This is a genomic window from Pseudomonas sp. B16120 (assembly GCF_044218845.1).
Taxonomy (GTDB): domain Bacteria; phylum Pseudomonadota; class Gammaproteobacteria; order Pseudomonadales; family Pseudomonadaceae; genus Aquipseudomonas; species Aquipseudomonas paracarnis.
This window is the reverse complement of record NZ_CP162588.1, coordinates 1,116,338-1,128,424: the sequence shown is the minus strand read 5'-3', so window position 1 is coordinate 1,128,424 and position 12,087 is coordinate 1,116,338. Positions and strand designations below refer to the sequence as shown.

Annotated in this window: 16 protein-coding genes; 7 read left to right on the top strand and 9 right to left on the bottom strand. The window is 59.9% G+C overall.

All coding sequences use genetic code 11. The features are described 5' to 3' along the window. Window positions 1–44: 44 nt before the first annotated feature. Window positions 45–629: a TMEM165/GDT1 family protein gene (locus AB4P90_RS05500; RefSeq protein WP_014716954.1), complete on the top strand. Its 585-nt coding sequence runs from the start codon at window positions 45–47 to the stop codon at window positions 627–629. Window positions 630–859: 230 nt separating this feature from the next. On the opposite strand, the gene AB4P90_RS05495 is transcribed toward AB4P90_RS05500, so the two are convergent. The 4 genes from AB4P90_RS05495 to AB4P90_RS05480 form a co-directional block, all read right to left on the bottom strand. Then, window positions 860–1,678, bottom strand: coding sequence for a M48 family metallopeptidase (locus AB4P90_RS05495; protein WP_014716953.1), 819 nt, complete (start codon window positions 1,676–1,678; stop codon window positions 860–862). A gap of 120 nt (window positions 1,679–1,798) precedes the next feature. Then, window positions 1,799–2,419: an SOS response-associated peptidase gene (locus AB4P90_RS05490; protein ID WP_014716952.1), complete on the bottom strand. Its 621-nt coding sequence runs from the start codon at window positions 2,417–2,419 to the stop codon at window positions 1,799–1,801. Between the two features lie 37 nt (window positions 2,420–2,456). Further along, on the bottom strand, window positions 2,457–2,717 hold the full coding sequence (locus tag AB4P90_RS05485) for a putative signal transducing protein (RefSeq protein WP_014716951.1): 261 nt from the start codon (window positions 2,715–2,717) through the stop codon (window positions 2,457–2,459). A 32-nt stretch (window positions 2,718–2,749) separates the two neighbouring features. Then, window positions 2,750–2,932, bottom strand: a complete 183-nt coding sequence (locus tag AB4P90_RS05480; RefSeq protein ID WP_014716950.1) for a CPXCG motif-containing cysteine-rich protein — start codon at window positions 2,930–2,932, stop codon at window positions 2,750–2,752. A 132-nt stretch (window positions 2,933–3,064) separates the two neighbouring features. Here AB4P90_RS05480 and AB4P90_RS05475 point away from each other — a divergent pair, with 132 nt between their 5' ends. Next, entirely contained in the window at window positions 3,065–4,228 is a 1,164-nt protein-coding gene (locus AB4P90_RS05475) for a 1-acyl-sn-glycerol-3-phosphate acyltransferase (RefSeq protein WP_014716949.1), read from the top strand. Window positions 4,229–4,408: 180 nt separating this feature from the next. On the opposite strand, the gene AB4P90_RS05470 is transcribed toward AB4P90_RS05475, so the two are convergent. Next, window positions 4,409–4,666 carry a hypothetical protein gene (locus tag AB4P90_RS05470; RefSeq protein WP_014716948.1) on the bottom strand — a complete coding sequence of 86 codons (258 nt, stop codon included), beginning with the start codon at window positions 4,664–4,666 and terminating at the stop codon, window positions 4,409–4,411. Between the two features lie 182 nt (window positions 4,667–4,848). On the opposite strand from AB4P90_RS05470, the gene AB4P90_RS05465 reads away from it, so the two are divergent. Further along, window positions 4,849–5,058 carry a hypothetical protein gene (locus AB4P90_RS05465; protein ID WP_014716947.1) on the top strand — a complete coding sequence of 70 codons (210 nt, stop codon included), beginning with the start codon at window positions 4,849–4,851 and terminating at the stop codon, window positions 5,056–5,058. 60 nt (window positions 5,059–5,118) lie between these two features. Here AB4P90_RS05465 and AB4P90_RS05460 read toward each other — a convergent pair whose 3' ends face one another. After that, a complete protein-coding gene (locus AB4P90_RS05460; RefSeq protein WP_014716946.1) occupies window positions 5,119–5,703 on the bottom strand; it encodes a YajG family lipoprotein in 585 nt (194 codons plus the stop codon). A gap of 182 nt (window positions 5,704–5,885) precedes the next feature. Here AB4P90_RS05460 and AB4P90_RS05455 point away from each other — a divergent pair, with 182 nt between their 5' ends. Both AB4P90_RS05455 and mqo read left to right on the top strand, forming a co-directional pair. Further along, window positions 5,886–6,119 carry a hypothetical protein gene (locus AB4P90_RS05455; protein WP_014716945.1) on the top strand — a complete coding sequence of 78 codons (234 nt, stop codon included), beginning with the start codon at window positions 5,886–5,888 and terminating at the stop codon, window positions 6,117–6,119. 728 nt (window positions 6,120–6,847) lie between these two features. Further along, a complete protein-coding gene (gene mqo / locus AB4P90_RS05450; RefSeq protein WP_014716944.1) occupies window positions 6,848–8,356 on the top strand; it encodes a malate dehydrogenase (quinone) in 1,509 nt (502 codons plus the stop codon). Window positions 8,357–8,465: 109 nt separating this feature from the next. Here mqo and AB4P90_RS05445 read toward each other — a convergent pair whose 3' ends face one another. From AB4P90_RS05445 to AB4P90_RS05435, 3 genes are all read right to left on the bottom strand, one after another. Continuing rightward, the gene (locus AB4P90_RS05445; protein WP_003188614.1) at window positions 8,466–8,753 is read right to left on the bottom strand and encodes a PA4642 family protein; all 288 of its coding nucleotides are present in this window, start codon (window positions 8,751–8,753) and stop codon (window positions 8,466–8,468) included. A gap of 99 nt (window positions 8,754–8,852) precedes the next feature. Next, complete coding sequence (locus AB4P90_RS05440; protein WP_014716943.1) at window positions 8,853–9,320, bottom strand: WbuC family cupin fold metalloprotein; 468 nt, start codon at window positions 9,318–9,320, stop codon at window positions 8,853–8,855. Between the two features lie 3 nt (window positions 9,321–9,323). Continuing rightward, the gene (locus tag AB4P90_RS05435; protein WP_003188610.1) at window positions 9,324–9,881 is read right to left on the bottom strand and encodes a hypoxanthine-guanine phosphoribosyltransferase; all 558 of its coding nucleotides are present in this window, start codon (window positions 9,879–9,881) and stop codon (window positions 9,324–9,326) included. Between the two features lie 164 nt (window positions 9,882–10,045). Here AB4P90_RS05435 and upp point away from each other — a divergent pair, with 164 nt between their 5' ends. Further along, complete coding sequence (upp, locus tag AB4P90_RS05430; RefSeq protein WP_003188608.1) at window positions 10,046–10,684, top strand: uracil phosphoribosyltransferase; 639 nt, start codon at window positions 10,046–10,048, stop codon at window positions 10,682–10,684. 2 nt (window positions 10,685–10,686) lie between these two features. After that, window positions 10,687–11,961: a uracil-xanthine permease family protein gene (locus AB4P90_RS05425; RefSeq protein WP_003188606.1), complete on the top strand. Its 1,275-nt coding sequence runs from the start codon at window positions 10,687–10,689 to the stop codon at window positions 11,959–11,961. Window positions 11,962–12,087 lie beyond the last annotated feature (126 nt).

Genomic DNA, 12,087 nt, shown 5'->3' with positions numbered 1-12,087 from the left:
TGTACGTGTCATAGCCGTGTCGACCCGCCCCTGGAAACTACCTGATGCTGGATTCACTACTCGTTCCTACCGCAATCGTTGCCTTGGCCGAAATCGGCGACAAGACGCAACTGCTCGCACTCATCCTTGCTGCGCGCTTTCGCAAGCCCTGGCCGATCATCGCCGGTATCGTCGCCGCGACCCTGGCCAACCATGCGGCGGCCGGTGCCGTGGGCGCCTGGTTCGGGAGTTTCTTCTCGGATGCGGTGCTGCACTGGATCCTCGCCGCGAGCTTCTGCGCCACGGCGCTGTGGACTCTGGTGCCGGACAAACTCGATGATGACGAAGCCAGTACCACCCGTAAGTTCGGGCCCTTCCTGACCACCTTGATTGCATTCTTCCTCGCCGAAATCGGTGACAAGACCCAGATCGCCACGGTGATGCTGGCGGCGCAATACCCGGAACTTTGGCTGGTGATTATCGGTACCACCCTGGGCATGTTGATTGCCAACGTTCCGGTGGTGCTGGCGGGGAATTTTGCCGCGGAGAAGCTGCCGCTGACCTTGATTCGTCGCTTGGCGGCTACGGCGTTCTTCGTGCTGGCGATTATTGCGGTGTACAAGGCTATGCAGAGCAGCGGCTGGCTGTAAACCGATCAGGGCGGGAGGAGCGGGCTTGCCCGCGATAGCGGCGTATCAGTCACTGAATCTGTTGCTGAACGGGCGTTATCGCAGGCAAGCCAGCTCCCACAGTGGTCCAGAATCAGCGCCTGGCATAGGACCTGTGGGAGCGGGCTTGCCCGCGAAGGCGAGGTATCAGTCACTGAATGAGTCACTGCAACACCGCATTCGCGAGCGAACTCGCTGCCACAGGGCGTCGATCAGGACTTCTTGGCCTGCTGGTAGAGCGGCATTACCTTCGGAATCGCCGCCTGCAAGGACGCGATGCGGCTGTCGGAAGCCGGGTGCGTGCTCATGAATTCCGGCGGTGCGCCTTCCGAAGCCTTGGCCATCTTGTTCCACAAGGTGATGGCCGCGTTCGGGTTGTAACCAGCGCGGGCGGCCAGTTCCAGGCCGATCAGGTCGGCTTCGTTTTCATTGCTGCGGCTGTTGGGCAAGGTCATGCCGTAGTTGGCCACGGTATCGGCCAGTGCCAGGCTGTCCTGGCCGAGACCGAATATTGCCCCGGCGCCCTGCTTGGCCATCTGGATACCGTAAGCCTTGGACATGGCTTCTCGGCCGTGCTCACGCAAGGCGTGGGCGATTTCATGGCCCATCACGGCGGCCAGTTCGTCATCGGTGAGCTTGAGGTTGTCGATCAAGCCGCTGTACACCAGGATCTTGCCGCCAGGCCCGCAGTTGGCGTTCATCTCATCGCTTTTGATCAGGTTCACATCCCAGTTCCACTGGGCCGCATCCGCGCGGAAAGTCGGAGCCTGGGCGATCAGGCGCTTGGCAATGGCCTGCACGCGCTTGGCGTTGGCGCTGGTCTTGTCCAACACCCCTTTGCTGCTGGCTTCACCCAGGGTCTGCTGATAAGACTGGGCATACATCTGGTCGACTTCCTGGCTCGACAGCATGCTGAACATGTACTGCTTGCGCTCCACCCCAACGGCGCCGCCGCTGGTGGTATTGACCGACTGACAACCCGCCAGCAGCATCGCTGCAACCAAACCGCTTACCACCAATGACTTCTTCATGAACACGCTCCCTGAAAACATGGCGCGTATCGTAGGCGGTCATTGGTATCTGCGCCAGATACACCAGACGTTTAACCGCTGAATTTCAGATACATCCGAACGCGACCGGACTGGCAAAGCTCACGCCGGGGTCAGGCACTCGGGCCCATTGAGCTTCGGATCGTTGACCATATTGGCCAGCACCCGCTCGCGCAGCACGGCAGGCTCAGCCGCCAGCAGGCTCTGCAATACATGCAGCGGTGTCTCGGGGTCGAGCCAGGCGGCCTGCGCTGCCGCGTCCAGGATCAATGGCCGGCGCTGACTTTGCGCCGCTTGGGTAACCACCGCCGTACTCAGCCATACCTGCTCCTGCACCGGATACGCTTCCCACACTGCGGCAAAGAACAACGTGGAGCCCTCCCCCGGCGTGAGCCAATACGGGCGCTTGCGCTGGGTGCCGCGCCATTCGTAGAAACCGTTGGCCGGCAGCAGGCAGCGGCGCTGGCGGAACGCTTCACGGAACATCGGTTGTTCGGCCAGGGTTTCGGCGCGGGCATGGGCTGGGGTACGCGACAGGTCTGTCAGCCAAGGCGGCGTAAGGCCCCAACGGGCACGCGCCAGGGTGAGCTGGCCTTCGCTCAGGCGCTGGATCAGTACCGAATCATTGGGGGAAATGTTCCACTGGGCCTGCTGATCCGCGGGGAAGCCGGGCAAGGCAGCAAAGGCAGGGTTCCAGCGAAACAGGGCATAACGTCCACACATGGGGCAACACGACTCTTGGGGTAAACCGACCGACAGCCTAACAGACCAATACGTCGGGGAAGCTGTCGGGTTCGTCGCCGGGCAACGGTTGCGCGCCGATATAGGCAGTGATCAGCTCGCGGGCAACAGCCGCCTGATCGTTATCGACCTCCAGCCCCAGCAAGCCGAAGATCGGCAACTCGCCCGTGCCGCCGAGCAGGTGGCGCCCCACCAGATGCGCCTCGATGCCTTCACTGGCAAGCATCTGCTGCAACAACTCGCCCTCCATCAGGTTTTCCGGTTCGTAGACTCGCTGCATGGGCGTACCTTTTTATTCGTTCCCGCTGCGCATTATTCATTTTCGCTGCGGGTTTCAAGCATCCACTCTTCACCATGAACTTGCAGGTCGAATGTGATCGGCCGGCAACACACTTGGCAGTCTTCTATATAGGTCTGGTCACCACCGGACAAATCCACCGTTGTCTCGACCTCTTCGCCACAATAAGGACAATCGTACAGCGCAGTTTCGAGCATCGCAGTCTCCCAGGTGACTTGTGCGTATAATCGCCGGTCTATTTACAGGGCTATTCTTGGCCGGCCCCTTATTCGGACCGCACCCTGACATTTCCTTTTACTTACCCTAGCCGTTTCTAACAAGAGAGCATGATGGGCGAATTCGATACCATCCGACCTTACAACGACAGCGAAGTCCCGGCAGTGCTGGCGCGCCTGTTCAGTGACAAGGCCTTTCTGGACATCCTGACCCACTTCCGCTTCCCGCGCTTTGCAGGCGCCCTGGGCTGGCTGCTCAAGCCAATGATCGCGCGCAAACTGCGCCGTGAGTTCGCTGGCGTCACCACCGTGGCCACGCTGCAGGACAAGGTCGAGTACTACGTTGACCACACCATTGACCGGGCGACCGACGGCGTGACCTATACCGGCGTCGAGCAACTGAAATCCGGCACCGCCTACCTGTTCCTGGCCAACCACCGCGACATCGTGATGGATCCGGCCTTCGTCAACTACGCCGTGTACCACGCCGGCCTGCCGACGCCGCGCATCGCCATCGGCGACAACCTGCTGCAAAAGCCGTTTGTCAGCGACCTGATGCGCTTGAACAAGAGCTTCATCGTGCACCGTTCGATCACCGGGCGAAAGGAGAAGATGGCGGCTTACAACCTGCTGTCGGCCTACATCAATCATTCGATCCGCAACGACTGCCAGTCGATCTGGATTGCCCAGGCTGAAGGCCGGGCCAAGGATGGCGATGACCGTACCGAATCGGCGATCCTCAAGATGTTCCACGTCAGCCGCAAGGACGAGCCATTTGCCGAGGTCATACAGTCGTTGAACCTGACGCCGGTGTCCATCAGCTACGAGTACGACCCTTGCGATGCCGCCAAAGCCCGCGAGTTGTATATCCGCGCCACCACCGGTACCTACAGCAAGGCACCGGGCGAGGATGATGTGAGCATTGCCCTGGGCATTACCGGCTATAAAGGCCGGGTGCACGTGAACTTTGCGCCGCCGATCACCGAGCGTTTCGAAGACACCAAGCTGCTGGCCGTGGAAATGGACCGGCAGATCCTGGGCGGCTATCGGTTGTTCCCGGTGCACTACCTGGCATATGCGCAGTGGAGTGACGCCGACCCGCAATTGCAGGTGCCCAAGGCGGCGGACGTATTCCCGGCCGATGAGCTGGCCAAGGCCAAGGCGGAATGGGAGCGGCGCTTGAACGAGTGCCCGGCGGAGCACCGGCCTTATCTGGTGGTGCAGTATGCGACGCCGGTACGCAACCAATACCGAGTCAAGGCTGGGATCCCTCTATAAACACCCAACCCAAATATGTGAGCCCACTGGGGATATGGGGCAGGCGCTGATTCTGTGGGCAGTACATGGCCAGTGTGGGAGCTGGCTTGCCTGCGATAGCGGTGGGTCAGTTAAAGATTCAGCGGCTGATACACCGCCTTCGCGGGCAAGCCCGCTCCCACATTTGGTTTTGCAGTGGAATTAAAAGTGGGTGCTGAGCCAGGAGATGGCCAGGGCCAAGCCAAGGCAGGCGAACCCGACGCGGTATGCCAGGCGATGCGCCCGCTCGGTGCGTGTATCCAGAAACAGCATCGGCTGGTCGATAGCGCGCTCTTCGCTGCGCAGGGCCAGGTCGGCCATCGCACGCTGTGCATGCAGGCGGGTGATGAACAGCACCCAGGCGCCCGAGCAGGCAACCAACAGGGCAACAATATTAATGAGCAGTGCGGGCAGCGCCATCGCAAACCTCGGTGAACCAGTGTTCGGGTATCAGTCCAGATACACACCTGAACGACAGTCGCCTCCTGCGCCTTTAATGCTCCTTCCCCATGGACGGCTAATGTATCCAGTAATTTACGCCGTCACCTGAACGTCACCTTAACAAGCCACTCTGTTGCCCTTCGACGCTTGAGGAGCTTGTCATGTTGCATGCGCAAAACCAGGATCGGCTGTATCTGATCGCCCAGAGCGATGAACAGGAGGCGCTGATCGGCAGCCTCGCGTTCAACGTTCAGGACCGCCATTGGCTGGTGTATTGCGCCCTCGGCGGGCACCAGCATGCCGATCTGCCGGAGCTGGATGTGCTCACCGGCGTGAGCATGCTGGACTTTTATGTCGATACGGCGGCATGACAAAACCACAGGCATAAAAAAACCGGGCTCAGCGATGAGCCCGGTTTTTTTGTGAGCGGCTTATTGCGCGCTGAGCAGTTGGCCGATGCTTGGGTCCTTGAACAGGCGGGTCAGGGCATCGCTGAGCACGTCGCTGACCAGCTTGGTGTTGGTTTCCTGGTTGGGCGACATGCCGAAACGCTGGTTGAGCGAGGCGGCGTAGCGGCCACTGTAACGGCGGGTGCCGGCACTGACGTCAGACTTGAAGGTGGCGCCGATGGAAGCCTCGGTCACATACAGGCCGTCTTTGGGCGACTGGTATTTAAGCTCGGCCAGGGTCACGGTCAGTTGTGGTACGCCTGGCGAGTTGGTCGGCGTAAAGCCCAACAAACGCACAGCAGCTTCAGCCTGGGCCTGCAACTTGGGCAGCACATCCTGGCCGGTCACCGAAATCAGTGCGGTCTCCGGGTACAGGCCGCCACGCGAGCCCAGGGTCGGCGACGGACGACCGTCGACCACGCGCACCGACACCGGCTGGCCATGACCTACCGCAGCCAACGGCGCAGTGACTTTAGGTTGCGGGCTGAGTTGTTGCGGGCTGTTGGCGCAGCCGACAAGGGTCAAACTGGTCACAGTGATCAAACCGAACAACAGGCGTTGCAACATCGCATTTCTCCAGGACTAGGTGCAGACAGGTCGCCAGTATAACGGTGCACGCGCGCCACTCACCAGCGATCCTGAACGACGGCTGAAGCCCCGGTGCAAATTACAAATTCGCATAAATTCGTCACCCCAGTGTCATGCCACACTGGCAACCTTCAAGCATGTAACACACCAGGTACACAGCCATGCGCCTTCTCAAGACCCTGTTCATGTCACACACCCGCCATCGTCACTTTGCCTTGCTCGATGCCAAAGGCCATTGCCAGGCATTCAAGCAGTGCAGCCTGCCGCCCGTCGGTGAAGGCTGGGTGGAAGTGACCGAGACTCACCTGGGCTGGATGCACCGCCCACTGCCGGCCAGCGCCCGGGTCAGCCCGCAGGTTTTTCGCGCACAACATCGGCAAGCGTTGGCCTCCTGACCGGGACCCGAATAAAAGTCATAAAACACGCCCATTTCCTTGGCGTTCTTCGCTACAATCTCCCCCCGATTATAAGGACGTCTCCTGATCGGGCCCCGCAGCATCGTTAATGCCCAGGCATTAGCCCCCAAAATCGCCCACAGAGAGCCGCCCACACAGATCGAGTGAAGCTGGCGTGCTTGCTGTTTCCTTTGCAAACCACCCCGTCTTTTATCGAATCTGCCAGAGCTGCCATTGCGCTCGGCCACTTGAGTTGTTTGCCCGTTTTGCCGCGTGTCGGCAGAGGTTTACGGGCCAGGTGCCAGGCTGGGGCAGCCCTTTTTTGAGGTTCACGTCTTCAAAAGAGCGTGAAAAAACGGGTTTTCACAACTTCACAAGAGTGTGGCGAGCAAATGAATAGTTTGGCGTTTGTACAAGCACCATCAGCGTCTGGGTCAGCCCAATTACACAGGATCGAGCCATCCTCAAAAACCGGAGCTTGAGCCTGTCCGCTACGGATTGGTTGCACGAATCGCACGCTTTGACCATAAGTCGAATTGCCACAGGCGCCCATGAATGCGTTCATAGGCAGATTAGCCCGGCAGGAAGCGTGTGCTGAAGTTGCAAAGAATTGCGAAACGGACATGGCGATCCTGGCCATGGGTAACCTGGGGCAACACGTGAATCGCCCCATCACTCCTGGCAGCCATGCCGTCAATTTGGTGCTGCAGATTTTGGAGACGCGTTAAATGGCGCATAACGAAGCAGTCGACGTAGTACTGGTAGGGGCCGGCATCATGAGTGCCACCCTGGCCGTACTGCTCAAAGAGCTCGACCCCAGCCTCACGCTGGAAGTCGTTGAGCTGATGGACTCGGGTGCCGCGGAGAGTTCCAACCCGTGGAACAACGCCGGCACCGGCCATGCCGGGCTGTGTGAGCTGAACTACACGCCACAGGCCGCCGATGGTTCCATCGACATCAAGAAAGCCGTGCACATCAACACCCAGTTCGAGGTGTCGAAGCAGTTCTGGGCTTACCTGACCAAGAAAGGCACCTTTGGCTCGTCCAAGTCGTTCATCAGCCCGGTGCCGCACCTGAGCTTCGTGCAGGGCGACAAAGGCGTGTCCTTCCTCAAGAAGCGCTTTGAGACCCTCAGCCAGCACCACGCGTTTTCGGACATGCACTACACCGAAGACCGCAGCGAAATGGCCGAGTGGATGCCGTTGATGATGCCGGGCCGCCCGCTCGACGAAAAAATCGCCGCCACCCGCGTGATGAACGGCACCGACGTCAACTTTGGCGCCCTGACCAATCAGCTGCTCAGCCACCTGACCAGTTCGCCAGACGCCCAGGTCAAGTACTGCAAGCGCGTAACCGGCCTCAAGCGCAACGGCGCAGGCTGGACCGTGAGCATCAAGGACGTCAACAGCGGTAACAGCCGCGACGTCGATGCCAAGTTCGTGTTCCTCGGCGCTGGCGGTGCGGCGCTGCCGTTACTGCAGGCTTCGGGCATCGAAGAGAGCAAAGGCTTCGGCGGCTTCCCGGTGAGCGGCCAGTGGCTGCGTTGCGACAACCCGGAAGTGGTCAAGCAGCACCAGGCCAAGGTCTACAGCCAGGCTGCCGTTGGCTCGCCGCCGATGTCCGTGCCGCACCTGGACACCCGCGTGGTGGATGGCAAGAAATCCCTGCTGTTCGGGCCATACGCCGGTTTCACCACCAAGTTCCTCAAGCACGGCTCGTTCCTTGACCTGCCGATGTCGATTCGCGCCGGCAACATCGGCCCGATGCTGGCCGTGGCCCGCGACAACATGGACCTGACCAAGTACCTGGTCAGCGAAGTGCGCCAGTCCATGGAACAGCGCCTGGAATCCCTGCGTCGCTTCTACCCCGAGGCGAAAGCCGAAGACTGGCGCCTGGAAGTGGCCGGCCAGCGCGTGCAGATCATCAAGAAAGACCCGAAGAAAGGCGGCGTGCTGCAGTTCGGCACCGAACTGGTCGCGGCCAAGGACGGTTCGCTTGCGGCACTGCTGGGCGCGTCTCCTGGTGCTTCGGTCACGGTCTCGATCATGCTGGAGCTGATCGAGCGCTGCTTCCCGGAGAAAGCCGCCGGTGAGTGGGCTACCAAGCTGCATGAGATCTTCCCGGCACGCGAGAAAGTGCTGGAGACGGACGCCGAGCTGTATCGCAAGCTCAACACGCAGAACAACATCAGCCTGGAGCTGGTGGAGCAAAGCAACGAGGCTGAAAGCTACGCGTGAGGTCGTGACGCAGAGCGTCACAGAATGCATTCCCACGCAGAGCGTGGGAACGAGCGCGAAACGCCCCGGCCTCTCATGAGGCCGGGGCGTTTTTTTGTGGCTCGGATAATCAGCCGCGGGCGTTGTCGATCAGCTCGATGTATTCGGCGGCGTTGCGCTGGTCTTTGATCAGGTCGACGAAGGTCTGGCCATGCTCGTCCTTGCCGTCCAGGTCCAGGCCTGCTTCTTTGAAAAAGCCCAGGAAACGCTCGAAGTCGTCGATACGCAGGCCGCGATAGGCCTTGATCAGTTTGTGCAGGGACGGCGACGTCGCATCAACCGGCTCGAAGTCCAGGAACAACTTGATCTGGTCGTCACCGATTTCGTCGCCAATCACCTGTTTCTTATCTTTACGCATTACCGACTCCAGCCTGCAGACATTTACACGGGGCTTGAAGTCTACCTGCGCGACGCCGGCTTCGAAAGCGGTGAGAAAGCAATGTGGGACGGGGCTTGCTCAGTCGAACTGGGCAAGCATCCAGCGATGATACTCAGCCATACCTGCCTCGCCTTCACGGGGAGCCCAGTCGGCCAGCTCACCCTCACCCACAGCGCGGTAAGGGCCAGCCTTGCACTCAAACATCACGCTGTCCGGCTCAAGCACTACCAGGCCATGGAACACGCCGGGCGACAGGTCGACGCCCTGGCATTCCCCGCCCGCTTCCAACACACGCTTGCTCAACACTTCCCCCGTCTCGCTGAAAATCAGGATTCCCAGACGCCCTTTGAGCACCAGCAACGTCTCCGCCTTATCGGCACTCAGGTGACGGTGAGGCTGTACATAGGTGCTGGGCTGCAAACCGACGGCCATGCGATGACAAGGCTCTTGCATCTCATGGAAGTTAACGTTTTGACGACCACGGGGATTGGCGGCCGCTTTCTCGGCCAACTCGGCAAACAGCGTCTGATCAAGAAAGCGGGCCATCGATTACATTCCTTTAACGGCGTAGATGCCATTGGCATTACGCCAGTAGCCCTTGTAGTCCATGCCATACCCGAAGATATAACGGTCGACGCACGGCAACCCGACAAAGTCGGCTTTCAGCTCTGGGCGCGCCTTGCGGTCGTGGTCTTTGTCGATCAGCACGGCGGTGTGCACTTTGCGTGCGCCGGCATGTTTGCAGAAATCGATGATAGCGCCCAGGGTGTGACCTTCATCGAGAATGTCATCGATGATCAACACATCGCGGTCGATGAACGACACTTCCGGCTTGGCCTTCCAGAACAAGTCGCCGCCGCTGGTCTCATTGCGATAGCGGGTGGCGTGCAGGTAAGAGGCTTCCAGCGGGAACTGCAGGTGAGTCAGCAATTTACCGGCGAAGATCAGGCCACCGTTCATCACGCAGAAGACCACCGGGTTGGTGTCGGCCATTTCGCGGGTGATGTGCGCGCCAACCTTGGCGATCGCTGCTTCGACTTGCGCTTCGGTGTACAGGCAGTCAGCCTCGTGCATGATTTGACGGATATGCTCGAGATCAGCAGACATGGCGCTCTCCAAGGGGGTGCTGTGGCAAGAAAAGCGGGCGAAGGTACGCTTCTCGTGCGCTCCAATCAAGCCTTTATGGACTAACGTACTTGATGTCTATAGGACAACACCCTCGGATAGATTAATCTAGGCCGGTTTTTTTGCCCGCCGCCGGAGCCTTTCCTATGCCCACTCGCGAGATCCGCCACCCGCTGATCCGACACAAACTCGGCCTTATGCGCCGTGCCGACATTAGCACGAAGAACTTCCGTGAGCTTGCTCAGGAAGTCGGAGCGTTGCTCACTTACGAAGCCACCAAGGATTTGCCCCTGGAAACCTACGAGATCCCCGGTTGGGCTGGTCCCGTACAAGTGGAGAAAATCGCCGGTAAGAAAATTACCGTCGTCCCTATCCTGCGTGCCGGTATCGGTATGCTCGAAGGTGTACTCAGCCTGATCCCGGGCGCCAAGGTCAGCGCCGTGGGCGTAGCCCGCAATGAAGAAACACTGCAGGCCCACACCTACCTGGAAAAACTCGTCCCGGAAATCAACGAACGCCTGGCCATGATCATCGACCCGATGCTCGCCACCGGCAGTTCCATGGTCGCCACCATCGACTTGCTGAAAAAAGCCGGTTGCCGGGACATCCGCGCCATGGTGCTGGTGGCCGCGCCAGAAGGCATCGCCGCCGTCGAGAAGGCCCATCCGGATGTACAGATCTACACCGCATCCATCGATGAGCGCCTGAATGAACACGGCTACATTATCCCGGGCCTGGGCGATGCCGGTGACAAGATCTTCGGCACCAAGCAGAAGGACGCGTGAGCATGCAGGATGAATTCAACGACCCGCTTTGGCGCCAGATCCTGTCTGGCGCACAAATGCTCTTCGTAGCATTTGGCGCGTTGGTGTTGATGCCGCTGATCACAGGTCTTGATCCAAACGTCGCGCTGTTTACCGCAGGCCTGGGCACGTTGTTGTTCCAGGTGGTGACAGGGCGGCAGGTGCCGGTATTTTTGGCATCGAGCTTCGCGTTCATCACCCCGATCATTCTCGCCAAGGGCCAGTTCGGCCTGGCGGCGACCATGGGCGGCGTGATGGCGGCGGGTTTCGTCTATACGTTCCTGGGACTGGCCGTGAAGGTCAAGGGCACCGGTTTTATCGACCGGCTGCTGCCGCCCGTGGTGATTGGCCCAGTGATTATCTCGATCGGCCTGGCCATGGCGCCGATTGCCGCCAACATGGCCATGGGCAAGTCTGGCGACGGTGCAGAGCTGATCCACTATCAGACGGCGATGCTGATCTCGATGCCAGCGCTGCTTACCACTTTGATCGTGGCGGTGTTCGGCAAGGGCATTTTCCGCCTGGTGCCGATCATTTCCGGCGTGCTGGTGGGTTTTGCCATGTCGTTTTACTTTGGTGTGGTCGACACGGCGAAAATCGCCGCCGCCCCCTGGTTCGCCCTGCCCCACTTCACGGCGCCGGAGTTCAACTGGCAGGCGATCCTGTTTATCGTCCCGGTAGCACTGGCCCCGGCGATCGAGCATATCGGGGGTGTGATTGCGGTAGGCAGCGTGACCGGCCGCGATTACCTGAAAAAGCCTGGCCTGCATCGCACGCTGCTGGGTGACGGTATCGCCACCACGGCTGCCGGCATGTTTGGCGGCCCGCCGAACACCACCTACGCCGAAGTGACCGGCGCCGTGATGCTGACCAAGAACTACAACCCGAAAATCATGACCTGGGCGGCAGTGTTTGCCATCAGCCTGGCGTTCATCGGCAAGTTCGGCGCGCTGCTGCAGAGCATCCCCGTGCCGGTGATGGGCGGGATTCTGTGCCTGCTGTTCGGCTCGATTGCTGCGGTGGGGATGAACACGCTGATTCGCCACAAGATCGACCTGGGCGAGGCGCGCAACCTGGTGATTGTGTCGGTCACGCTGGTGTTCGGGATTGGCGGTGTGCTGGTGGGTACCGGCACCGGCCCGGATGATTTCGGCCTCAAGGGCATCGCCCTGTGTGCGGTGGTGGCAATTGGTTTGAACTTGCTGCTACCGGGCAATGATGGCTGGAAGAACAAGAAGCCGGATGAGCCGCTGCTGTAACTGACTAAACGCAAATCAGTGTGGGAGCTGGCTTGCCTGCGATAGCGGTGTATCAAACGACAGATAGGTCGACTGTTACACCGTCATCGCAGGCAAGCCAGCTCCCACATTTGATTTTCAGCGTCT